This is a genomic window from Arthrobacter sp. AG367 (assembly GCF_007828995.1).
GTDB lineage: Bacteria > Actinomycetota > Actinomycetes > Actinomycetales > Micrococcaceae > Arthrobacter.
Map to the genome: position 1 here is coordinate 40263 of NZ_VIVE01000009.1, position 22135 is coordinate 62397.

Consider the following 22135-nt stretch of genomic DNA (forward strand, 5'->3'; position numbering starts at 1 on the left):
GGAAGAGGTCAGTTGACGGCGGTGCGGGAGCCGCAGGTCAGCAGGTAGTTGCGGGTGCGCTTGGCGATCGGCATCGGGACGTCGAAGGCCACCGGGTACATGTCCTGTTCCACGATCCCGAAGATGGGGCGGTTCAGGGCTTCCACGGCCTCGATGACGGCGCGGAGGTCGGGCAGCCCGCTCGGCGGTTCGGTCATGACGCCGGCGAGGTTGGCCGCGGCCCAGGTCATGTTGTCCTCGTTGACTCGCCTGAGGATGTCCGGATTGATCTGCTTCAAATGCAGGTAGCCGATGCGGTCAGGGTAGTTCTTGATGAGCTCCAGGCTGGAGGCGCCGCAGTATTCCGCGTGGCCGGTGTCCAGGCAGAGGTTCAGGTACTGCGGATCGGTAGCTCCCAGCAGCGTTTCGATGTCCTCCTGCGCGCCAACGTGGGAGTCAGCGTGGGAGTGGAACTGCTGCTTCAGGCCGAAGTCCTCCAGCAGGGTCTTGCCCAGGCGGTTGTGGCCTGCGAACAGGTCGCTCCAGGCCTTGTCGCTCAAGGTGCCGCTCTCCACGGCCTCGCCGGTGACGTCGTCGCGCCACATGGCCGGAATGACCACGATGTGCCCGCCGCCCATTGCCGCGGTGAGTTCGGCCACTTTGCGGGCTGGCTCCCAGGCGGTCTCCCACTGGTCCACGCCGCGGTGGAAGGCGGTGAACACGGTGCCGGCGGTGACTTTCAGGTCGCGCTGCTTGAGTTCCTCCGCCAGGCGGGCCGGGTCGGTGGGAAGGTAGCCGTACGGGCCAAGTTCGATCCACTTGTAACCGGACTCGGCCACTTCGTCGAGGAAGCGTTCCCACGGGGTCTGCTTCGGATCGTCCGCGAACCAGACGCCCCAGGAGTCCGGCGCCGTGCCGATGATCAGCTTGTTCTCAGTCATGACAGCGTTGTCTCTCTGGGTGTTAGTTGGACGGGAAGTTGTAGGAGGCTTCGGAGGCGTGGTGGGTTTCGGGCCAGCGGGAGGTGACGACTTTGCCGCGGGTGTAGAAGGAGACGCCTTCGGGGCCGTAGATGTGTTTGTCGCCGAAGAGGGATGCTTTCCAGCCGCCGAAGGAGTGGTAGGCCACGGGGACCGGGAGGGGCACGTTGATGCCGATCATGCCGACGGTGACGGAGCGCTGGAACTTGCGGGCGGCGGCGCCGGAGGAGGTGAAGATGGCGGTGCCGTTGCCGTAGGGGTTGGCGTTGATCAGCTTGATGCCGTCTTCGAGGGTGTCAACGCGGACCACCACGAGGACCGGCCCGAAGATCTCTTCCGTGTAAGCCGTCATTTCGGTCTTGACGTGGTCGATCACGGTAGGCCCCACCCAGAAGCCGTCTTCGTGGCCCGGGACCACCAGCTCGCGGCCGTCCACCACCATGGCGGCGCCGGCGGTTTCGGCTTCGGTGACGATCCGTACGATGCGTTCCTTGGAGGCCGGGGTGATGACCGGGCCCATTTCGGCGTCGGGGGCGGTGCCGTTGTTGACCTTCACGGCCAGGGCGCGTTCTTGGACTTTGGCGACCAGGGCGTCGGCGGCGTCTCCAACGGCGACGGCGACGGAGATCGCCATGCAGCGTTCGCCGGCGGAGCCGAAGGCGGCGGCGGCGAGGTGGTCGGCGGCGTTGTCCAGGTCGGCGTCGGGCAGGATGATGGCGTGGTTCTTCGCCCCGCCCAGGGCCTGGACGCGCTTGCCGTGTTTGGTGGCGGTTTCGTGGACGTACTGGGCGATTGGGGTGGAGCCGACGAAGGAGATGCCGTCCACGTCCGGGTGGGTCAGGAGCCCGTCGACGGTTTCCTTGTCGCCGTGCAGGACCTGGAACACGCCGTCGGGCAGGCCGGCTTCCTTCCAGAGCCTGGCCAGCAGCAGGGACGCGGAGGGGTCGCGCTCGGAGGGCTTGAGGATGAAGGCGTTGCCGGTGGCGATCGCCATCGGGGCCATCCACAGCGGCACCATGACCGGGAAGTTGAACGGGGTGATGCCGGCGACCACGCCGAGGGGCTCGCGGAAGTTGAACACGTCGATACCGGTGGAGACCTGGTCCGAGTAGTCGCCCTTGAGCAGGGTGGGGATGCCGCAGGCGTACTCGATGACTTCCAGGCCGCGGCCGATTTCGCCCTTGGCGTCGGAGAGGACCTTGCCGTGCTCGGCCGTGATTAGTTCAGCGAGGTCGTCCACGTGGGCGGCGACGAGTTCGCGGAACTTGAACAAAACGGCGGTGCGCTTGGCCAGGGAGATGTCACCCCAGCTGTCGGCAGCCTTCCGGGCGGCGGCGACGGCGGCGCCAAGGTCGGCGCGGTTGGCCAGGCGCAGCTCGCCGGTCACGGCCCCAGTGGCCGGGTTGTACACAAGGGTGGTGCGGTCGCCAGCGCCGGCGGTTTCGGCGCCGTTGATGAAGTGGTTGATCACGGTGGTCTGGGTATCGGTGGTCTGGGTGGTGGCAGTCATGGGGACTCTTCCTTGAGGGGGGTGTCTGGAGGAGGGTTAGCCGAGCAGTTTGCGCTGGCGGGACTTGCGGTCGACGTAGGTATGGAAGGCCTGCTTGGTGGAATCCAGTTCGGAGACCTGGGAGACGGGGACGTCCCACCAGGACTCGGAGGACGGTGCGTCCAGCAGCGGGTCGGATTCGACGTGGATCAGGATCGGTCCGCCGCGTTCGGGCGCCGCTTTGGCATCGCGGATGGCCTGCTCCAGTTCGGCGATCACCTTCTCCCCGGGTTCGATCCGGATGACCTTCACGCCCAGGGACTCGGCGTTCAGGGCCAGGTCCACCGGCAGGGTGTCCCCTTCGTCGAAGCTGTGCTGTTCTTCGTCCAGGGCCCGGTAGCGGGTGCCGAAGCGCTGCGAGCCCAGGGATTCGGACAGGGAGCCGATGGAGGCGTATCCATGGTTCTGGATCAGGACCACGATCAGTTTGATGCGTTCGGCGACGGCGGTGACCAGTTCGGTGTGCATCATCAGGTAGGAGCCATCCCCCACCATCACCACGACGTCCCGCTGCTCGCCGCCGCGCGCGGCTTCGGCCAGGGCTGCGCGCTTGACCCCGAGGCCGCCGGGGATTTCGTAGCCCATGCAGGAGTAGGCATATTCGACGTGGTAGCCGAACGGGTCCCGGACACGCCACATCTTGTGCAGGTCCCCGGGCAGGGACCCGGCCGCGCAAATCACCACATCCGCAGCGTCCATGGCCCGGTTGGCGGCGCCGATGATTTCGTTCTGTGCCGGCAGCGGGGTGTAGCGGGTGTCAAAGGCCTCGTCCACAGTGGCGTTCCAGCGCTTTTTCTCGGCGGCGACCTTCTGCTCCAGGTCGGCGCCTACCCGGTAGCCGCCCAGTGCTGCGTTGAGCTTGACCAGTGCCTTGCGGGCGTCGGCGACGATCGGCAGCGTGGTGCCGTGCTTGTACGCGTCGATCGGGGCAACGTTGATGTTGATGAAGCGCACCTCGGGGTTCTGGAACGCTGTGCGTGACGCGGTGGTGAAGTCCTCGTAGCGGGTGCCGATGCCGATGATCAGGTCGGCGTCGGCAGCGATGGCGTTGGCCGCCGTCGTACCGGTGGAGCCGATGGCACCCAGGCTGAACTGGTGGTCCCACGGCAGGACGCCGACGCCGGCCTGCGTGTTGCCTACCGGGATGCCAGTCAGCTGGGCGAGCTTTGCGAGCTCGTCGTTGGCGTAGGCGTAGAGGACGCCGCCGCCGGCGATGATCAGCGGGCGCTTCGCGGCACGGATCGCCGCCGCGGCACGGGCGATGTCGTCGTCGTCCGCGTCGGGGCGGCGGATCCGCCACTCCCGCTCGGCCAGGAACTCCTCGGGGACATCGAACGCCTCGGCCTGGACATCCTGAGGCAGGGAGATGGTCACGGCGCCGGTCTCCGCCGGATCCGTCAGGACACGCAGGCCGTGGTGGAACGCGGAGAACAGCTGTTCCGGGCGGGTGACCCGGTCAAAGAACTTGGACAGTGGCCGGAAGGCGTCATTAACGGTGATGTCGTAGGCGTAGGGCTGTTCGAGCTGCTGCAGCACCGGGTCCGCGGCGCGGGTGGCAAAGGTGTCGCTGGGCAGCAGCAGCACCGGCAGCCGGTTCGTCGTGGCCAAAGCGGCACCGGTCAGCAGGTTGGAGGACCCCGGGCCGATCGAGGTGCTGATGGCGAAGGTCTGGCGGCGGCGGGTATGCCGGGCATACCCCACGGCCTGGTGCGCCTGGGCCTGCTCGTTCCGGCCCTGGTAGTACGGCATGATGGCCGGGTCCAGCTGCTGGTACTGCTTCAGGGCCTGCCCCACACCGGCAACGTTACCGTGCCCGAAAATACCGAACGTGCCGGGGATGAGCCGCTCCCGGTAGTCCACACCGCCCACCTTGTCGACGGTGTATTGCTTGGACAGGTATTCGACGACGGCCTGGGCCACCGTCATCCTGCGCGTTCCTGTTGTGTCCATGGGGAGGCTACTCCGATACTTCCGTGGTGTGGTTCAGCAGTGAGGCGGCCGTGGCCACGGCACCGGCAACATCGCCGTCGGCCGGGTACAGGAGCGTCCGGCCAACAGTGAGGCCCTGGACGCCCGGGAGCGCCAGTGCCGCCTGCCAGGACGCAAAGACCTCGTCCTGGGACGCATCCGGGTCTCCACCCAGCAGGACGGTGGGCATGGTGGTGGCCGCCATGACGCGTTCCATCTCAGCCACGACGGGAAGCTTCATCCAGGTGTAGGCACTGGTGGAGCCCAGCCCCTCTGCGATGGCGATGGACTTGATCACGGCGTTGGTGGACAGATCGTTGCGGACGCGGCCGTTTTCCCGGACCGACAGGAACGGTTCCACCATGGCAATCAGCTTGCGCTCCGCCAGCGAATCGATGGCCTTGGCGGTCGCTTCCAGGGTGGCCACGGTGTCGGGGTCGCCCAGGCAGATGCGGGTGAGCATCTTGCCGCCGTCAGCACCCAGGGCCTCCAGAGCGGGGGCGGTGTGGCCGGTGAAGCGGTCATCGAACTCGTTGACCAGCCCGGAGAGGCCGCCGCGGTTCATGGAACCGAAGACCAGCTTGCCGTCCAGGGCGCCCAGCAGCAGCAGGTCGTCCATGATGTCCGGGGACGCCAGGACACCGTCGACGGCGGGGTTGGCCAGGGCGATCTGCAGCCGGTCCAGCAGCTGACGCCGGTCAGCCATGGCCACGGGGTCGCTGCCGACGGCAAGGGCGCCGCGGGCGGGGTGGTCGGCGGCGACGATGAAGTTCTGCCGCCCCGACTTCAGGCCGGGGTGGCGCCGGCGGGACTTGGCCGCCCGGGCCACGGCACCAGGGTCTTCCAGCCGTATAGTGCTCAGGTGCTCATAGCGGCGCGGATCGTCGTCCACAGCGTTGTTGGAAGCAAGAGAGGTGAGGGTCACAGTGCTGCTCCTTCGGGAATCGAGGCGCCCGGAACCGCGCGGCCGCGTTCCACCAGCAGCGAGGTGACCTCATCCGGCGTCGGCATGGCATCGGCGCAGGAAAGGCGTGAGGCGACGATGGCGCCGGCGGCGTTGGCGTAGTCCAGGACCTGTGCCAGCGGCCAGCCGGAGAGGAGTCCGTGGCAGAAGGCGCCGCCAAAGGAGTCGCCGGCACCCAAGCCGTTGAGGGTTTCCACCGGGACGGGCGCGGAGACCACGCGTTCGGTGCGGGTCTTGGCCATCACGCCTTCGGGGCCGAGCTTGACGACGGCGATTTCCACGCCGGCAGCGAGCAGGCGGTCCGCCTGCTCATCGGGAGTCCCCTCGCCGACTGCCACGGCACATTCCTTGTCGTTGCCGATCGCGACCGTGACGTGCGGCAGGACCTTGGCAACCTCGGCCCGGGCCTCCTCCTCGGAAGCCCAGAACATCGGCCGGTAATCCAGGTCCAGGATGGTGAACTGGCCCTCAGCCAGCCCGGTCCGCGGCCGCGCCTCATGCGCGGCAATGTGCGCTGATCGCGAGGGCTCCTGGCACAGGCCGGTCACCGTGGACCAGAAGATGCCGGCATTCCGGATGGCGTCCAGGTCCAGTTCTTCAGCCTTGATCTGCAGGTCCGGCGCCGTGGGGAACCGGCCGTAGAAGTATAGCGGGAACTCGTCCGTGGCCGGCTTGATCGCGCAGAAGGTCACCGCCGTGGGCCAGTCCTTCACCGGGGTAACAAAGGCGTCATCGACGTTGAACTTGCGCAGCTCGCGGTGCAGGTAGGCGCCGAACGGATCATCCCCGGTCCGGGTAATGACCCCGGTGCGGCGTCCGTGGCGGGCGGCGGCAACCGCGACGTTGGACGGTGAACCGCCAAGGTATTTGCCGAAGGAATTAACGTCCTCCAGGCCAACCCCGATGTCGTTCGGGTAGATATCAACGCTGATGCGCCCGATCGTAAGAAGCTCGTGGGTCACGGGAATCGTGGACCTTTCTGGTGTGGAACGCGGATCCTTCTAGGGGCAGGAGTTCCGGGACTGGCAGGCCGTGGCGCGGGCCACAGGCACTACTTTGCCTTAGATCCAATGTCCTGTCAAAAGTTTGTACTGACATACTTACAACTAAAGTTGCCCGGCGCCCCGTCCCAATATTGCGGGTGCCGGAACTACTTTTTAGCGACGGCCAACTCTCCCGTGCGTACTGCGCGCAGCCGAAGCCGAAGGACCAGCCACCGGGCACTGTTTTCCACGTAGCCGGAATCCCTGAAGACGCGGGTCTTGAATCGTCACCCTGGGACTCTTATGCTTAAGCAACCTAAAGGTTGATAAACCTGGAGGTTGATTAGAAACGGGCAGCAATGAACCCTGAAAGTGCGGCATTGGACTCGGCCTTCATGGCCCTGGCAGATCCCGTGCGGAGGAGCATCATCGCCCGGCTCAGCCGGGGCCCGGCAACAGTGAACGAATTGGCAGAACCGTTCGAGATCTCCAAGCAGGCGGTCTCGAAACACATCCAGGTACTCGAGCAGGCCGCGCTGGTGACCCGAAGCAGGGATGCACAGCGCAGGCCCGTCCACCTGAACCCGGCGCGGCTTGAGGAGCTGACCGCCTGGATTGACCGGTACCGGTTGGTCCGCGAAGGCCAGTTCCGCAGCCTCGACGCCGTTCTTAGGTCAAACGCTGCGGACAGCGGCGAAAAATCCTCCAAGGAGTCATGATGAGCAATTCCCTGAAACTCAGCGTTCCTGAGGGCGTCCCCTTCATCGATTACGAGCGCGAGTTTGATTTCCCGGTGGCGGACGTGTTCCGCGCCCACAAAGAACCGGACCTGATTGTCCAGTGGCTGGGCCCGCGGGGCTTGAAAATGGAGATCGACCACTACGATTTCCGCACCGGCGGCAGCTACCGCTACCTGCACACAGGACCGGACGGTGTGGCCTACGAGTTCAAGGGCATCTTCCACACCGTCCGGGACAACGAATTCGCCATCCAGACCTTTGAGTTCGGCGGATACCCGGATGTGGTCAGCCTGGACTTCATGACGTTTGAGGACCTGGGCAACGGAAGGACCCGGTTGCGGGGCCACTCCGTCTACCCAAGCCAGGAGGCGCGCGACGGCATGGCCCAGTCCGGGATGGAGGGCGGCCTGAGCGAGGGCTACGAGCGGCTGGAGGAATTGCTGGCCGGGGCGCGGGTCTGAGCCAGGGCGAGGGCTTCGTCCAGCACGCGGCCAAGGTTGGCGGCGTCGTGCGCAAAACGGCCCAGGAAGAGTCCGTCCGCTGCGGGAAGCTGCGGCAGCAGCCCTGGCCCGGCGCTGCCGCCATAGATCAGGGGGCAGTCCGGGCCCAGTGCGGCCCGGAGCAGGGTCAACACGGAGTTGATGTGCTGCGGCGGGGCGGGTGCAGGAGCACCGATAGCCCATACAGGTTCATAGGCCAGGACCAGGCAGCTTAGGAGGCTGGCGTCGCCGCCAGTAGCGGCGTGGACCTGCCGCACGCAAAAGTCGGCGGCAGCACCGGCGTCGAGCCTGTCCGGCTCACCGATGCAAAGCAGCGGGGTAAGGGAACTGTCGACGGCGGCACGCACCTTGCGTGCCACCACGGCGTCGTCCTCGGCGAACAGGCTGCGGCGTTCCGCGTGGCCGATCTCGACGAGCTGGACGCCCAGTTCGGCCAGCATGCCGGGGCTGACTTCCCCGGTGAGGGGCCCGTCCCCCCAGGCGCAGTTCTGGGCGCCGAGCAGGACGGGTGAGCCGGCCAGGATCCGTGTGGCCGGCTCCAGGACGGGGAAGGAAGGGATGACGAAGACCCGGACCGGCGCGTCCTTGGCGGAATGCGCACCCAGCCCGGGCCTTTCGTCCACAACGGAGCGCACCTCCGACAGCCAGCGCAGGCTTGCCTGGTAACCCAGGTACATTTTGGTGCTGACGCCGATGTGGACGGTGCCGTTGCCTGTGCTGCTGCCGGAGGTGCGCATGAAGTTCCTTGCGATGTGTTGTGACGGGCTCAGTCGAGCAGGTCGTCGGCCTTGTTCTTGAACCGCTTGGTGGCGTACATCATTGCGGCGGCCACGAAGGGCAGGACGCCCAAGGCGTACACACCCATGGATCCGGTGGGCGAGTGCGTGGCCTCGTTGACGGCGGTCCGCAGGATCGGGGCCACAAAGCCGCCCAGGTTGCCCAGCGAGTTGATCAGGCCGATGCCGGCAGCTGCTGCGGATCCGGCGAGGAACGCGGTTGGGTAGGACCAGACCACCGGACCGACGGCGAGGAAGCTGCAGACTGCCAGGGTTATGAAGATCATCCCCAGGACCGGCTGGTGGTTGGTTCCCGCCCAGGCCGAGCCGAAGATGCACAGGCCGGTGGAGAGAAACAGGATGGTGCCGAACTTCCGCCGCTTGGCAACGGTGTTAGCCGCCCGGCCGATGAAGTAGCAGGAGAAGATGCCGAAGAACCACGGGACCGCGATCAGCAGGCCGACGGCGAGGCCCACTTTCTGCCCGGTCAGGGACGACACCTGCTGCGGCAGGAAGAACGTCACGCCGTAGACGGCGATCTGCAGGCAGAAGTAGATGGCGGTGAAGTACCAGACCCGGCCGTTGCGCATGGCGGCGAGGATGCCGCGGGGGCCGGTCTGGTCCTTGATGTTGTCTTCCAGTGCCATGACTTCCTTGAGCGCGTACTTCTCCTCCCGGCTGAGGAACTTGGCCTTTTCAGGACCGTTGATCAGGAAGAAGAAGGCGGCGATGCCGGCCAGGACTGCGAGCAGGCCCTCGACGAAGAACATGACCTGCCAGCCGCGCAGGCCCGGCACCTGGTCGCCGATGTTGATCAGCCAGCCGGAGAGGGGGTTGCCGATCATCTGGGAGAACGGCTGGGCCAGGTAGAAGATGGCGAACATCTGGACGCGCACCTTGTTGGGGAACCATTCGGCCAGGTACATGATCACGCCGGGGAATAGGCCGGCCTCGGTCACGCCGAGGAGGAAACGCAGGATCACGAACGAGGTCTCGCCCTGGACGAAGGCGAAGCACGCCGAAACGATGCCCCAGGTGATGGCGATGCGCGCCAGCCAGATCTTGGCGCCGACCTTCTTGAGCAGCAGGTTGCTGGGGATCTCGAAGATCGCGTAGCCAATGAAGAAGATGCCGGCGCCCAGGGCGAAGGCTGCGGCGGACACTCCTTTGTCCGCCCCGAGGGCCGCCTCGGCAAAGCCGACGTTGGTGCGGTCCAGGAACGAAACGACGTACAGGATGACCAGCATCGGCATGAGCCGGCGGGCCGCCTTGAAGATCGCGGACTTCAGGACCGGACGGGCCAGAAGTTCCTTGGATGTTGCGGTGGTTTCGGACACAACACTCTCCTTCGAGTGGTGACGTGATGGTTTCCGCGGGCCGGCGGCCCGCATGTTGGTGGTGGCTCCGGTCTTCGTGATGCGAAGGGAAACGGAGCCCGTCAGTGCATGTACAGTCCGCCGTCGACGTTCAGCGTCTGGCCGGAGATATACCCGGCGTCCTCGCCAATCAGGAAATGGATGGCGGCAGCGATGTCGCGCGTGTTGCCCACGCGGTTCACCACCAGGTCCTTGACCAGCTCGTCCTTGCGTTCCTCGCTCAGGGTGCCGCCCATGATGTCGGTGTCGATCGGCCCGGGCGAGATGGCGTTGACAGTGATGTCGTACTCCCCCAGTTCACGGGCGGTGGCGCGGGTCAGGCCGATGACGCCGGCCTTGGCCACGGAGTACGGGGTCTTGCTGAAGGTTCCGCCACCGCGCTGGGCGGAGACGGAGGAAATGTTCACAATCCGGCCCAGCTGGTTCTTGACCATCGATTCGGCGGCACGGCGGGTGGCGTAGTGGACGCCGTTCAAGTTGATGCTGAGTACCCGGTCCCATTCGGCGGCGTCCAGTTCCAGGTACGGCACCGGGGAGCTGACGCCCGCGATGTTGGCCAGGGCCACCAGCTGCGGAAGTTCGGCCTCGATCTCGTCGATGGCCGCCCGGACCGACGCTTCGTTGCTGACGTCTGCGCCTGCTCCGTGGGCCTTGATTCCGTACTTTTCGGCCAGCTCCTTGGCCACGGCCTTGGTGGCGGCGTCATCGATGTCGATCACGCCGATGTTCCAGCCGCGCTCTGCCAGGTAGTCTGCGGTGGCCCGGCCGATGCCGCGTTCGGAGACAGCGCCGGTAACGATCACCGTGCGGTCTGTGGGAAATGCTGTCATGGAGGTGTTCCTTCGGATCAGGAAAGCGGGGCAGGGCCCAGCTCTTCGATGAGCTTCTGCATGGCGACGTACGCCTTGTTCCGGTAGGCAACCAGGGCTGCGGTCCGGTCTGCGGGGACGTCAAGGAAGCCGGAACCGGTCTTGGTGCCCAGCTGGCCGGCGTCGACCTTTTCCTGCAGGATCTTGGGGGTGGCGAACCGCTCCGGGAACCCGGTCTGGAGGGACTTGTAGCAGAACGCATATACGTCCAGGCCCGCCATGTCGGCGATCGCAAACGGCCCGAAGAACGGCAGCCGGAAGCCGAAGGTGGTGCGCACCAGGGTGTCCACGTCCTCCGCGGTGGCGATGCCTTCCTCCACCACTTGGGCTGCCTCGTGGAACAGGGCGTACTGGAGCCGGTTGAGCACGAAGCCGGTCACGTCCTTGACGGTGGCTGTTTCCTTGCCGGTCTCCCCCACGAGGGTGCGGGCCGCCTGGATGGTGGCCTCGGAGGTGCCCTCGTGCGGGATGACTTCCACGCCGGGAATGAATGGTGCCGGGTTGGAGAAGTGGACGCCCAGGAAGCGCTCCGGGTTGTCCACCACCTCGGCCAGCTTGGCGATGGAAATGGTGGAGGTGTTGGAACCAATGATGGCCTCGGGGCGGGCGGCGGCGCTGATCCTGCCCAGGGTGGCGTGCTTGATCTCCAGGATTTCCGGCACTGCCTCCTCGATGTACTCGGCGCCGGCCACGGCTTCTTCGATGTCCTTGGCTGCCCAGAGGTTTTCCTTGAGCAGGTCGGTGGCGTTGTCCGGGAACAGGCCGGCGGCGACGAACTCGTCGGACTCCTTCAGGAGCCGCTCGTAGTTGTTTTGCGCGATTTCAGCGGAGACGTCGGCGAGTGCCACGCGGGCTCCTGCGAGTGCCAGGACCTGGGCGATCCCGCCGCCCATATAGCCTGAGCCGACGACGGCGATGTTGCGGTTGCTCATTTGTCTTCAAGTCCTTCCGACGCGTCCTCGTAGGAGGAGATTGCGTCTACTTTGGCCGCGGATGCGGAGTTTTCATCGAAGCGGTGGTCAAGCCACTCGCCCACCAGTTTCTTGGCCAGTTCCAGGCCGATGACGCGCTGGCCCATGGTCAGCACCTGGGCGTTGTTGGACAGCACGGAACGCTCCACTGAGTAGCTGTCGTGTGCGGTGACGGCCCGGATGCCGGGAACCTTGTTGGCCGAGATGGCCACGCCGAGGCCGGTTCCGCAGATCAGCAGGGCACGGTCCGCCTCTCCGGCTGCGACCTTGCGGGCTGCGGCGACGGCAAGGTGCGGATAGGCAGTAGCGTCGTCGGCGCCCACGCCCACGTCCTCCACCGAGGCGACCCGGGGGTCTGCCTCCAGCATCTCGCGCAGCGCGTTCTTGTATTCGACGCCGGCTTCGTCATTGCCGACGACGATGCGCCAGCCTTGCTGGGTGTGTTCGGTCATGCGATTCTCCTTAGTGGCTTTCGATGGTGGCGGCGTACTCGGCCACCCTGCGGGCAATGAGGCCGAACGAAACGGCGCCGGGATCCGGGTGGCCCAGGCTCTTCTCGGCCAACGGGCGCGCCCGGCCTTTCCTGGGGCTGAGTCCGGCAGTCGCGTCAGCGGCCTCGGCGGCGGCCTCCGCTGCCGCACGAAGGCTGCCGGCCAGGCTGCCGCCGTCGTCAATTGCTTTGGTGAAGGTCTCGGCGAACGGAAGGAGCGCGTCCACCATGGTCTTGTCTCCCGCCTCGGCCTTGCCCAAGGTGACAATGGCGTCGCGGAGGGCATTGACGGCCGCCGCTGCGTCGGCCGCGGTGTAGGCGTCCTTGCTGCCCAGGGTCCTGCCGACGGCGGTGACCGCCGCGCCCCAAAGGGCCCCGGAGGTACCGCCGGCACGCTCGGCCCACTGCTCCCCCGCCGCCGCGAGCACTTCCTCCAGGCCGGCACCGCCGGCATGGGACTTCTCCGCGGCGGCAACGGCAGCATCCACTCCGCGGCGCATTCCGATGCCGTGGTCGCCGTCCCCGGCGATGGCATCCAGCTTCCCGAGTGCCTCCTCGTGTTCGACGACGACGGACCGGGCTTCCTTCAACACTCCCACCGCCGTGGCAGCCAGCGCGGTGGACGCCGGCGTGGCGGCCAGCCCCGGCGTCGTGGCCGCCTCGGCCAGGGACTCGACGGCCCGGGCCCGGCGCGGGGCCAGGTTGCCCTTGCGGAAGGCGGGGGTGTCAGCCGGCGCGGCCCAGAACTTCTCCAGTTCCGCATCCAGCCAGAACAGCGTCAATGACAGGCCGGACATGTCCAGGCTGGTCACCAGTTCACCGCACTCCGGCTCAACGATCTCGAGTCCGGCAGCGGTGAGCAGGGCCTCGATCTTGCCGAACAACAGGAAGAGTTCGTCGTACTTGACTGTTCCCAGTCCGTTGAGGATGGGCACTACCCGGTGGCCTGCGGTTTCCGGCTTGTCCTTCAAAAGCCCGTCCACCAGCAGCTTGGCCAGTTCACTGGCACTGGGCAGGGGCAGGTCTGAAATCCCCGGTTCGCCGTGAATGCCCAGTCCCACGGACATCATGCCTTCCGGCACGGTGAAGAGGGGCTCGGATGCTCCGGGGAGGGTGCAGCCGGCGAACGCCACGCCCAGCGAACGGGTGTGGTGGTTGGCCTTGATGGCAAGCCGCTCCACCTCATCCAGGTCCAGCCCGGCCTCTGCCGCCGCGCCGGCAACCTTGAAGACCGTCAGGTCGCCGGCGATGCCGCGGCGCTTGCCGATCTCCTCGAGGGGCGCGCTGGCTATGTCGTCAGTCACCAGGACGGTGCGGGTTTCGATGCCCTCAGCGTTCAGCTTCTCCTGGGCCTGGCCGAAGTGGAGCACATCGCCGGCGTAGTTGCCGTAGCTCAGGAGGACGCCGCCGCCGGTCTGGGATGCCTTGGCCACGCGGTACACCTGCCCGGCGGAGGGGGAAGCGAACATGTTGCCGCAGGCGCTTCCGGCGGCGAGCCCTGCCCCCACCAGGCCGGCGAAGGCGGGGTAATGGCCGGAACCGCCGCCAATGACCACTGCCACCTGGCCCTCTGGTGTTTCGGTGGAACGGACAACGCCGCCGTCGACTCGCGCCACATACTTGCGGTTGGCGGCCACGAAACCGTCGAGGGCGTCGTCTGCGAACTGCGCTGGATCGTCAAATATCTTTGTCATGATTCCTCGTTGAACCGGTTGGATCGGTTGGGAAGCCTGCCGTGGCTTAGCGTGCGGGGACAGCCGCCGGGGCCTGCCGGCCCTGCGCTACCATGCTGGTGCCCAGGGTGTAGCCGTCGCGCTTGGGCAGGACCTGGCGGCGCAGGTAGTCCTGGTTGGCGGCGGTGACGCTCAGGCCGTCGCCGCCGTAGTGCTCGGTGCAGATGATGCCCTGGAAGCCCACCGAGATGGCGAACTGGAAGGCCTCGCGGTAGCTGATGAGGCCGGATTCCATGGGCGCCGGCATGGCGACGTAGTGGTTCCGGGCCTGGTCCTCGTCGCGGATGTAGTTCTTGACGTGCCAGTAGTTGGAGTAGGGCAGCGTCTTGTGCACCAGTTCGCGCCAGTCTTCGATGGGGCGGTGCAGGCGGATCAGGTTGCCCAGGTCGGGGTTCAGTCCAACGTTGGGCAGGTCGACGTCCTGGACGAGCTGCACGGAGGAGTCAGCAGTGCCGAGGTACGTGTCCTCGTACATCTCCAGGGACACCAGGAGGCCGAGTTCAGCGGCGTGCTTGCCGACCTCCCGGATGCGGGTAACGGCGTTGTTCCAGGTTTCCTTGTCCGCTACCGGGTCCTTGTGGCCTTCAACGGTCCAGAACCAGAGCTGTTTCTGCTGCTCCGGGGTGATGGCCTGGTGCAGGCCGATGGAGACGACCTCGCAACCGAGCTGCGCAGCGGCGTCGATGGTCCGGTGGGTGTAGGCCAGGTTTTCCTCCCACTTGCCTTCCTCAATCACGCTGCGGCGGATGGCGGAGATGGAGGGAAGCCCGAGGCCGGCGGCACTGGCCGCGGCCTTCAGTTCGTCCAGACGGGCGCTTGAGAGATCGCCCGGGCGCACCCAGCTGTCGGTGAGGTCGGCGTTGCTGAAGCCGGCGTCTGCGACTTCTTCAAAGACCTGCTGCCAGTCGCTGGCGGGGGCCTCCTGGGCGGTGGTCCCGTCCGGCCTTGTTCCCGGGAACTGCAGCAGGGCAGCAGCGATGGGCCAGTTTTCAGCGGTGTACGGCATTGTCACTCCAAATTTAGAATCGCATTTCCTATAGGATCTACGCTATTCGAGGCCCTGTCAAGGGCCTCTCTGTTCCTCCCGGGCGGAGGTTGGTGAAAAAGTCGGGCCATATTGGGCCCATGGGCGTGCGTGCTAGCTGCGCACTTCGCTGTCGTGCTGCGAGCGCTGCTTGACGCCTTCGATGTGGTCGATCATTTTCTGCCGGGCAAGATCGGCGTCGCCGGTCTCGAAGGCTTTGAGGATCTCGGTGTGCTCGGCAATGGCGTAGTCGGCATCGGTCACGCCCAGGCCGCCAAAGAAGCGGAAGCGCTGCACCTGCCCGCCCAGGGCGTTATATGCGGACAGCAGGAACTGGTTGTCAGCGGACTCGGCGATGAGCCGGTGGAACCGTTCATCGGCTTCCCAGTAGGCGCGGAACTCCGTGAAGGATGGACCGCGCGGGGCTGCCTTGAGGTCCTCGATGGCCTGCTCCAGCTGCCCGGTCAGTTCCGGGTCAGCATGCTTGCAGGCCATGAAGGCATTGGCCGGTTCGATCACCAGGCGGGCGTCCATCAGGTCGGCCAGTTCTTCCGGGGAGAACAGCGGTGCCACACGGTAGCCGCGCAGGGCCATCCTCCGCACCATCCCGGTCGCTTCCAGCCGGGCGAGCGCTTCGCGCACCGGCGTCGGGGAAACGTCCAGCTCCCTGGCCATCCCGTCGATGCTGACCGGGGTTCCCGCCTCCAGCCGGCCGTCCATCAGGGCAACAAGAAGCGCTTCGTAAACGTGGTCGGCGAGGACCTGCCTGCTCACGCCGCCGGAGGCCTGGTTCTTGGTTGCCATGTAGAAATCCTATAGCCGGAAAATGTGCGGGAGCGCGTGGGATGGGGTGTCCCCGGACACGTCCCGCTGGTGCCGTACGGCCGGCAGGCAGCACTGCACCAGCGGAAACCGGTGGTCAGGAAACCTGCAGGCCGCCGTTGATGTCGTAGGTGGCGGCAGTAATGTAGCCGGCGTCCTCGCTGAGCAGGAATGCGATCAGCGCCGCCACTTCCTCCCGGGTTCCCACCCGACCCATCATGATGCCCTCGGACATCTGGGCCTTGCGCTCGTCCGTCAACGTTCCGCCCATGATGTCAGTGTCGATCGGACCGGGGGCGATGGCGTTCACGGTGATGTTGTGTTCACCCACTTCACGGGCCAGCGCACGGGTGAAACCGAGGATGCCGGCTTTCGAGGCGCTGTAGGCCACCTTGGAGTAGGTGCCGCCGCCACGCTGGGCCGAGATGGAGGAGATGCTGACGATCCTCCCGAGTTCGCGCTCGATCATGCCCCTGAGGACCCGCTGGGAAACAAGGAAGGTGCCGCGCATGTTGATGGCGAAGACCTTGTCCCATTCCGCCACCGTGGTCTCCATGAAGGGGGTGGGTGAGCTGATTCCGGCCAGGTTGACCAGTCCGACGATGGGCGGAAGCGCCTCCTCAATTTCCGTGATGGCGCGGTCAACCGATGCCTCGTCGGAGACGTCGGCGCCCACGCCGATGGCCTTGACGGCACGGCTGGAGCCGATTTCGGCAGCCGCAGCCTTCGCGTCTTCGGCATTGATGTCCAGGATGGCGATGGACCAGCCCTCGCTGGCCAGCCGGTCAGCGGTTGCCCGGCCAATGCCGCGGGCAGATGCTGCCCCGGTGAGGACAGCGGTGCGGTCTGCGGGGAAGGTGTGCTGTGTAGTCATTGATGCGTCCTAGTGGGTTTCGGCGGCAGGAACTGTGACCCCGGGGGCGGAGACACCCTCCGGCCGCTTGCGTGCGTAAAGGTAGGTGGCGGCGGCGGTCACGGCGAGGCAGGCGGCCAGGAAGACCAGCCCGCTCTGGCTGTTTCCGGTGGCGTCCTTGAGGATGCCCACGATGTAGGGCGCCACGAAGCCGCCCAGGTTGCCAAGGGAGTTGACCATGGCGAGGCCGGCGGCGGCTGCAGCACCGGTGAGGGCTGCGGAGGGCATGGCAAGGAACGGCGCGATGGCGGAGTAGATGCCCATGGCCGCGAGGGTCAGGAACACCATGGCGAGCACGGCATTGACCGGCAGCAGGTAGCCTGCGCCCAAGAGGCCGACGGCGGCGAGCACCATGCTCATGCTGGCATGCCATACCCGGTTGCCGGTGCGGTCCGAGCGCTTGCTCCAGAAGTAGACGAAGACGGCAGCGATGGCGTACGGGATAAAGACGATGAAGCCCACCTGGGTCGAGTCGAACTTGCCCAGCGCCTTGACGATGGTGGGCAGCCAGAGGCCCAGGCCGTAGATGCCGCATACCAGGCCGAAGTACAGGGCCGAGTATGCGATGGTGCGGGGGTCCTTCAATCCGGCAAGGAAGTTGTGGTTGCCGGACTTCTGCTTGTGGGCCAGTTCGGCGCTCATGGTGTTGGAGAGCCACTCACGCTCTTCCGGCTTGAGCCACTTGGCGTGTTCGGGCCGGTCCGTCATGACGAAGGGGGTGATGATGCCCAACAGGATGGCGGGAATGCCTTCCAGGATGTAGAGCCACTGCCAGCCGTGCAGGCCTGCCACGCCCTCCAGGTTCAGGAGCATGCCGGACACCGGGGCGCCGAGGGCGTTGGAGATGGGCTGGGCCAGGATGAAGATGCCCAGCACCGTCACGCGCTGCGCCGCGGGGAACCACAGGGTCAGGTAGAAGAGGATGGCCGGGAAGAAGCCTGCCTCGGCGGCTCCGAGGAGGAAGCGGATGATGTAGAACGTCGCTTCACCGTTCACCAGGAACATGGCGGTGGCAAAGATGCCCCAGCTGATGAGGATGCGGGCGATCCACTTGCGGGCGCCATAGCGGTACATGCCGCCGTTCGACGGGATCTCAAGCAGTGCGTAGCCGAGGAAGAAGATGCCGGCGCCCAGGCCGTAGGCGGCCTCGGTCAGTCCGATGTCCCCCTGCATGCCGAGCTTGGCGAAACCAACGTTGTTCCGGTCCAGGTAGGCAATGAAGTACAGGAGGACGATCAGGGGCATGAGCCTCCGACGAACCTTGCGGAGGGTGGTCTCGCCCAACTCGCTGAGAGCGGGGGCAGCAGCACGGGAGGTCATCGCAGGCCTCCCAGGGTGGTGTGGGGACCCTCGAAAAGGGAATGCGCGCGCATGACGACTCCTTTGGCTGGCGGCATTTTTTGGGGGTGATATCAGATGTCTGATGTCTGTATGAGATTCTAATCACAGGGGACGGGAGCGTCAACACGGCTGCGGACGCGCCCTGGTGGGGATGCCGCTGACAGGGAATACCCCGATGGGACGGGCCCGGACAGGCGGCTAGCGGGCCGCGGCTCCGCTACGGCTGGACACGGCAAGGTAGTGCTCGTAATCCTCGAAAGTCTGGGTGATATGTGCATCCATGGTGGAGCGGGCGGTGGCCGGGTCTCCGGCGGCGATGGCGGCCAGGACCATCTTGTGGTGGTGGATGGCGTGCCGCTGCACGTCGGGGAACGCCGAGGTTTCGCGCCGCATGGCGTACAGCAGGGTGGACAGCTGGCCCAGCAGGGCCGGCACGAACGGGTTGCCGGACGCGCGCAGAACGGTGTCGTGGAAGGCGATGTCTGCCACGGTCAGCGCGTCCACGTCGCCGGCATGGTGGGCCGCTTCCATCTGCTCCACGCTGTCCTGCAGCGCGGCGAGGTCAGCCGGCCGGTGCCGGGAGGCAGCGAGTTCGGCCGCGCCGGTCTCCACCATGCGGCGGACCTCGAGCAAACGGAGTGCCACCTGGTCCGAGGCCACTCCCCTGGAGGCTGCGCGCATGATGGCGTCCAGTCCGGTCCAGCGCTCGGGCGGGTTGACGAAGGTGCCCAGGCCGCGCCGGACGTACACCACGTCCTGCGCTTTCAATACCTTCATGGCCTCGCGGGCCGTCAGCCTGCTGACACCGGACTCCTTGGCGATATCCGCTTCAGGCGGCAGGGCGTCGTCGGCCTTGATCTCTCCGCTGAGGATGTGCTCAAGGACTTTGTCGACGACGGCGTCGACCAGGGTCGGTCGCTTCTCTGCCATCCGTCATCCCCTGCCTGCGCGCGCAAGGCGCCCTGATTTTCCTTCCTCAACATTACTCGACGCACTCGGGCGCGCGCTGCCCGCCGTCGTCGTGCGTCAAACAGTCAGGTGGGTTAAACAGCAAACGCGGGGCCGCCCTGCCGGCCCCCAAAGGGGAACCGGGCCGGGTGGCCCCGCGTTGTGCAGGACTGCTAGAGGGCTGCGTAGACCTCACGGAGCAGCTTGGCTGTCTCGGACGGCGTCTTGCCGACCTTGACACCGGCAGCCTCGAGGGCTTCCTTCTTGGCCTGGGCGGTACCGGCGGAACCGGAGACGATGGCACCTGCGTGGCCCATGGTCTTGCCTTCGGGCGCGGTGAAGCCGGCCACATAGCCGACGACCGGCTTGGTGACGTTGGCCTTGATGAAGTCGGCTGCACGCTCTTCGGCGTCGCCGCCGATTTCGCCGATCATCACGATGGCCTTGGTCTCGGGGTCAGCCTCGAACGCGGCCAGGGCGTCGATGTGCGTGGTGCCGATGATGGGGTCGCCGCCGATGCCGATGGCGGTGGAGAAGCCCAGGTCGCGCAGTTCGTACATCATCTGGTAGGTCAGGGTACCCGACTTGGAAACCAGGCCGATGGGGCCCTTGCCGGTGATGTTGGCCGGGGTGATGCCAACCAGCGCTTCGCCGGGGGTGATGATGCCGGGGCAGTTCGGGCCGATGATGCGGGTGACCTGGTTGCCGTCGGCATCCACCTTGGACTGGGCCAGGGCCCAGAATTCGGCGGAGTCCTGGACGGGGACGCCTTCGGTGATGACCACGACCAGGCCGATGCCGGCCTCGATGGCTTCCACAACGGCGTTCTTGGTGAATGCCGGCGGCACGAAGACGATGGAGACGTCGGCGCCGGTTTCCGCCATGGCTTCCTTGACGGTGCCGTAGACGTTGATTTCCTTGTCGCCGTGCAGGACCGTGGTGCCGGCCTTGCGGGCGTTGACGCCGCCGACGATGTTGGTGCCCGCCTTGAGCATCAGCGCGGTGTGCTTGGTGCCTTCGCCGCCGGTGATGCCCTGGACGATGACCTTGGAGTCCTTGTTCAGATAGATAGACATGGTGCGTCCCTTTACTTAGCTGCGTTGGCGAGCTCGGCGGCCTTGTCGGCGCCCTCGTCCATGGTGGCGGCCAGGGTTACCAGCGGGTGGTTGGCCTCGGTGAGGATGCGGCGGCCTTCCTCGACGTTGTTGCCGTCAAGGCGGACTACCAGCGGCTTGTTGGCGGAGTGGCCCAGCTCGGCCAGCGCGCCAACGATGCCCTTGGCGACGGCGTCGCACGCGGTGATGCCACCGAAGACGTTGACGAAAACGGACTTGACCTGCTCGTCACCCAGGATGACGTCCAGGCCTGCGGCCATGACCTCTGCGGAGGCTCCGCCGCCGATGTCCAGGAAGTTGGCGGGCTTGACGTTGCCGTGGTTCTCGCCGGCGTAGGCCACGACGTCGAGGGTGGACATGACCAGGCCGGCGCCGTTGCCGATGATGCCTACTTCGCCGTCGAGCTTGACGTAGTTGAGGTCCTGCGCCTTTGCCTTGGCCTCAAGCGGGTCCGCTGCGTCCTTGTCCTCGAGCTGCGCGTGCTTCGGGTGGCGGAAGTCGGCGTTCTCGTCGAGGGAAACCTTGCCATCGAGGGCCAGGATGTCACCGTTGCCGGTCTTGACCAGCGGGTTGACCTCCACCAGGGTGGCGTCTTCCTTCTTGAAGACGTCCCAGAGCTTCAGGATGACGCCTGCCACCTGGCCGCGGAGTTCCTCGGCGAAGCCTGCAGCTGCGACGATCTCGTCCGCCTTGGCCTGGTCGATGCCCACGGCGGGGTCGATGGCAATCTTGGCCAGCGCTTCGGGGCGTTCGACGGCGAGCTGTTCGATTTCCATGCCGCCCTCAACCGAGCACATGGCCAGGTAGTTGCGGTTGGCCCGGTCCAGCAGGACGGAGAAGTAGTATTCCTCGGCGATGTCCGCACCCTGGGCAATCATCACCTTGTTAACGGTGTGGCCCTTGATGTCCATGCCCAGGATGTTGGTGGCGTGCTCAAACGCTTCGTCGGCGGACTTTGCCACCTTGACGCCGCCGGCCTTGCCGCGGCCGCCTACCTTGACCTGTGCCTTGACAACGGTTACGCCGCCGATCTTCTCGGCGGCTGCCTTTGCTTCTTCTGGGGTGTACGCCACGATGCCGGCAAGCACGGGTACACCGTGCGCCTCGAACATATCGCGCGCCTGGTATTCAAACAGGTCCACGGTTTAGTGTCCTTCTACGTCGAAGTAGTTTCTGTACAGTCGGACACCATCCGAAAAGACGATGACCGGGCTGCGGATTGCACGCACCGGCGGCCTGTCTGGAAACGAGCCACGCGGCGTAATGCTCCATGGGGAACTCTAGTCCTTTGGAGGGACCGGGCCGTCCCAGACTACCTCTTATGTGAGTAAGCACACTATTCTATGGAGCGTAGAAAAACCGCGGATTTACGGGGTTTTTGGGCCCTCTGCCTGCGGGGATGCACTGCTTTTGGCGGGGCCCGGGACCAGTTCGTAACGTTCGGGGGAGATGAAGAATCCGACGCCGGCGGAGACGTTTCCGCACGCCACGCCGCCGTTGTAGGCGGAACAGCGCAGCCCGTTCCGTTCGAGGTTCTGACCGTCCGCAAGCACAGGCAGCTGGGCCAGCGGGCCGGCCTTGGTCCCCTTGGGTCCGTAGGCCGCTTCCATCGACGTGACGCCGGAGCGGCATTCGCCGTAGCGTGCACTGTCCGGGGCCAGCAGGGCCACGCCGCCCAGGTAGCCCAGGTGGGTTCCGGCGCAGTCATCCCTAACGTCCCCGGGTTGGGGAGGCTGATAGGTGGCCAGCTCGCAGTGGGCCACCGGGACAATGGGCAGCTTGTTGTTGGCAGCGTCGCCGTAGCGGTTCTGCTGGTACGGCAGGTTCACGTGGTCCCCGCGCGCGGACGTCAATGAACAGGCGATGGTGCGGTCCGCGGTGATGAAGGAGAGGACGTCGCCACCGCTGGAGTATGTCTTGGCGTCGGCCAAGGGCGCCTTTTCCAGTTGTTCCATGGGCGGCAGCGGGGCCGGTGGAACGTAGGAGGGGTCCTTGGTGGTCACGCTGCATCCCGTGGCGGTGACAGCAATGAGGAGGAGAAGGGCGGCGAGCATCCCCCAGACATTCCGTCGCATGGGCTCCATTATGCCCGGC

21 protein-coding genes are annotated in these 22135 nt (G+C 66.0%); 2 read left to right on the forward strand and 19 right to left on the reverse strand.

Annotated features, from left to right (window positions below; translation table 11 throughout):
- Window positions 1-8: 8 nt before the first annotated feature.
- From FB478_RS18360 to iolC, 5 genes are read right to left on the reverse strand one after another with little or no spacing between them, the layout of a single operon-like run.
- Entirely contained in the window at window positions 9-920 is a 912-nt protein-coding gene (locus FB478_RS18360) for a sugar phosphate isomerase/epimerase (protein WP_144601273.1), read from the reverse strand.
- Window positions 921-942: 22 nt separating this feature from the next.
- Window positions 943-2469 (reverse strand): CoA-acylating methylmalonate-semialdehyde dehydrogenase, encoded by a 1527-nt coding sequence (locus tag FB478_RS18365; RefSeq protein ID WP_144601274.1) that lies wholly within the window; start codon window positions 2467-2469, stop codon window positions 943-945.
- Between the two features lie 36 nt (window positions 2470-2505).
- Window positions 2506-4434 carry a 3D-(3,5/4)-trihydroxycyclohexane-1,2-dione acylhydrolase (decyclizing) gene (gene iolD, locus FB478_RS18370; protein WP_144601312.1) on the reverse strand — a complete coding sequence of 643 codons (1929 nt, stop codon included), beginning with the start codon at window positions 4432-4434 and terminating at the stop codon, window positions 2506-2508.
- A 31-nt stretch (window positions 4435-4465) separates the two neighbouring features.
- A complete protein-coding gene (locus FB478_RS18375; protein ID WP_144601275.1) occupies window positions 4466-5401 on the reverse strand; it encodes a deoxyribose-phosphate aldolase in 936 nt (311 codons plus the stop codon).
- Window positions 5398-6402: a 5-dehydro-2-deoxygluconokinase gene (gene iolC / locus FB478_RS18380; RefSeq protein ID WP_144601276.1), complete on the reverse strand. Its 1005-nt coding sequence runs from the start codon at window positions 6400-6402 to the stop codon at window positions 5398-5400. The genes FB478_RS18375 and iolC overlap by 4 nt, the downstream gene beginning before the upstream one ends.
- Before the next feature lie 380 nt (window positions 6403-6782).
- Here iolC and FB478_RS18385 point away from each other — a divergent pair, with 380 nt between their 5' ends.
- Entirely contained in the window at window positions 6783-7142 is a 360-nt protein-coding gene (locus FB478_RS18385; RefSeq protein ID WP_056389079.1) for a helix-turn-helix transcriptional regulator, read from the forward strand.
- Window positions 7142-7624 carry an SRPBCC family protein gene (locus tag FB478_RS18390; protein ID WP_018769584.1) on the forward strand — a complete coding sequence of 161 codons (483 nt, stop codon included), beginning with the start codon at window positions 7142-7144 and terminating at the stop codon, window positions 7622-7624. Before FB478_RS18385 ends, FB478_RS18390 begins: the two co-directional genes overlap by 1 nt.
- Here the strand turns inward: FB478_RS18390 and FB478_RS18395 are convergent.
- From FB478_RS18395 to FB478_RS18460, 14 genes are all read right to left on the reverse strand, one after another.
- Complete coding sequence (locus tag FB478_RS18395; protein ID WP_134165628.1) at window positions 7582-8400, reverse strand: triose-phosphate isomerase family protein; 819 nt, start codon at window positions 8398-8400, stop codon at window positions 7582-7584. The two genes, FB478_RS18390 and FB478_RS18395, sit on opposite strands and share 43 nt — an antisense overlap.
- Before the next feature lie 29 nt (window positions 8401-8429).
- Entirely contained in the window at window positions 8430-9776 is a 1347-nt protein-coding gene (locus tag FB478_RS18400) for an MFS transporter (RefSeq protein WP_018769582.1), read from the reverse strand.
- A 101-nt stretch (window positions 9777-9877) separates the two neighbouring features.
- Complete coding sequence (locus tag FB478_RS18405) at window positions 9878-10645, reverse strand: SDR family NAD(P)-dependent oxidoreductase (RefSeq protein WP_018769581.1); 768 nt, start codon at window positions 10643-10645, stop codon at window positions 9878-9880.
- Between the two features lie 17 nt (window positions 10646-10662).
- Window positions 10663-11616, reverse strand: a complete 954-nt coding sequence (locus tag FB478_RS18410) for a 3-hydroxyacyl-CoA dehydrogenase family protein (protein WP_144601277.1) — start codon at window positions 11614-11616, stop codon at window positions 10663-10665.
- Window positions 11613-12107, reverse strand: coding sequence for a ribose-5-phosphate isomerase (locus FB478_RS18415; RefSeq protein ID WP_018769579.1), 495 nt, complete (start codon window positions 12105-12107; stop codon window positions 11613-11615). The genes FB478_RS18410 and FB478_RS18415 overlap by 4 nt, the downstream gene beginning before the upstream one ends.
- A gap of 10 nt (window positions 12108-12117) precedes the next feature.
- Window positions 12118-13839, reverse strand: coding sequence for a dihydroxyacetone kinase subunit DhaL (dhaL, locus tag FB478_RS18420; RefSeq protein WP_134165629.1), 1722 nt, complete (start codon window positions 13837-13839; stop codon window positions 12118-12120).
- A 46-nt stretch (window positions 13840-13885) separates the two neighbouring features.
- A complete protein-coding gene (locus FB478_RS18425; protein WP_018769577.1) occupies window positions 13886-14884 on the reverse strand; it encodes a sugar phosphate isomerase/epimerase in 999 nt (332 codons plus the stop codon).
- 132 nt (window positions 14885-15016) lie between these two features.
- Window positions 15017-15706 (reverse strand): GntR family transcriptional regulator, encoded by a 690-nt coding sequence (locus FB478_RS18430; protein WP_018769576.1) that lies wholly within the window; start codon window positions 15704-15706, stop codon window positions 15017-15019.
- Between the two features lie 115 nt (window positions 15707-15821).
- Complete coding sequence (locus FB478_RS18435; RefSeq protein ID WP_144601278.1) at window positions 15822-16598, reverse strand: SDR family NAD(P)-dependent oxidoreductase; 777 nt, start codon at window positions 16596-16598, stop codon at window positions 15822-15824.
- A gap of 9 nt (window positions 16599-16607) precedes the next feature.
- The gene (locus FB478_RS18440; protein WP_026265817.1) at window positions 16608-17957 is read right to left on the reverse strand and encodes an MFS transporter; all 1350 of its coding nucleotides are present in this window, start codon (window positions 17955-17957) and stop codon (window positions 16608-16610) included.
- 219 nt (window positions 17958-18176) lie between these two features.
- Entirely contained in the window at window positions 18177-18908 is a 732-nt protein-coding gene (locus FB478_RS18445; RefSeq protein ID WP_018769573.1) for a FadR/GntR family transcriptional regulator, read from the reverse strand.
- A 191-nt stretch (window positions 18909-19099) separates the two neighbouring features.
- Window positions 19100-20002, reverse strand: a complete 903-nt coding sequence (gene sucD / locus FB478_RS18450) for a succinate--CoA ligase subunit alpha (RefSeq protein ID WP_018769572.1) — start codon at window positions 20000-20002, stop codon at window positions 19100-19102.
- A gap of 11 nt (window positions 20003-20013) precedes the next feature.
- Complete coding sequence (gene sucC / locus FB478_RS18455; RefSeq protein ID WP_018769571.1) at window positions 20014-21183, reverse strand: ADP-forming succinate--CoA ligase subunit beta; 1170 nt, start codon at window positions 21181-21183, stop codon at window positions 20014-20016.
- A gap of 225 nt (window positions 21184-21408) precedes the next feature.
- A complete protein-coding gene (locus FB478_RS18460; RefSeq protein WP_026265816.1) occupies window positions 21409-22125 on the reverse strand; it encodes a hypothetical protein in 717 nt (238 codons plus the stop codon).
- Between the last annotated feature and the right edge of the window lie 10 nt (window positions 22126-22135).

What these genes read in the sequence shown, in the direction of transcription:
- FB478_RS18445 (WP_018769573.1), bottom strand. Translation starts at nt 18,908, where the DNA reads ATGGCAGAGAAGCGACCGACCCTGGTCGACGCCGTCGTCGACAAAGTC.
- dhaL (WP_134165629.1), bottom strand. Translation starts at nt 13,839, where the DNA reads ATGACAAAGATATTTGACGATCCAGCGCAGTTCGCAGACGACGCCCTC.
- FB478_RS18440 (WP_026265817.1), bottom strand. Translation starts at nt 17,957, where the DNA reads ATGACCTCCCGTGCTGCTGCCCCCGCTCTCAGCGAGTTGGGCGAGACC.
- FB478_RS18410 (WP_144601277.1), bottom strand. Translation starts at nt 11,616, where the DNA reads ATGAGCAACCGCAACATCGCCGTCGTCGGCTCAGGCTATATGGGCGGC.
- FB478_RS18435 (WP_144601278.1), bottom strand. Translation starts at nt 16,598, where the DNA reads ATGACTACACAGCACACCTTCCCCGCAGACCGCACCGCTGTCCTCACC.
- FB478_RS18390 (WP_018769584.1), top strand. Translation starts at nt 7,142, where the DNA reads ATGAGCAATTCCCTGAAACTCAGCGTTCCTGAGGGCGTCCCCTTCATC.
- FB478_RS18365 (WP_144601274.1), bottom strand. Translation starts at nt 2,469, where the DNA reads ATGACTGCCACCACCCAGACCACCGATACCCAGACCACCGTGATCAAC.
- FB478_RS18415 (WP_018769579.1), bottom strand. Translation starts at nt 12,107, where the DNA reads ATGACCGAACACACCCAGCAAGGCTGGCGCATCGTCGTCGGCAATGAC.
- FB478_RS18425 (WP_018769577.1), bottom strand. Translation starts at nt 14,884, where the DNA reads ATGCCGTACACCGCTGAAAACTGGCCCATCGCTGCTGCCCTGCTGCAG.
- FB478_RS18460 (WP_026265816.1), bottom strand. Translation starts at nt 22,125, where the DNA reads ATGGAGCCCATGCGACGGAATGTCTGGGGGATGCTCGCCGCCCTTCTC.
- FB478_RS18430 (WP_018769576.1), bottom strand. Translation starts at nt 15,706, where the DNA reads ATGGCAACCAAGAACCAGGCCTCCGGCGGCGTGAGCAGGCAGGTCCTC.
- sucD (WP_018769572.1), bottom strand. Translation starts at nt 20,002, where the DNA reads ATGTCTATCTATCTGAACAAGGACTCCAAGGTCATCGTCCAGGGCATC.
- FB478_RS18385 (WP_056389079.1), top strand. Translation starts at nt 6,783, where the DNA reads ATGAACCCTGAAAGTGCGGCATTGGACTCGGCCTTCATGGCCCTGGCA.
- FB478_RS18395 (WP_134165628.1), bottom strand. Translation starts at nt 8,400, where the DNA reads ATGCGCACCTCCGGCAGCAGCACAGGCAACGGCACCGTCCACATCGGC.
- FB478_RS18360 (WP_144601273.1), bottom strand. Translation starts at nt 920, where the DNA reads ATGACTGAGAACAAGCTGATCATCGGCACGGCGCCGGACTCCTGGGGC.
- FB478_RS18405 (WP_018769581.1), bottom strand. Translation starts at nt 10,645, where the DNA reads ATGACAGCATTTCCCACAGACCGCACGGTGATCGTTACCGGCGCTGTC.
- iolD (WP_144601312.1), bottom strand. Translation starts at nt 4,434, where the DNA reads ATGACGGTGGCCCAGGCCGTCGTCGAATACCTGTCCAAGCAATACACC.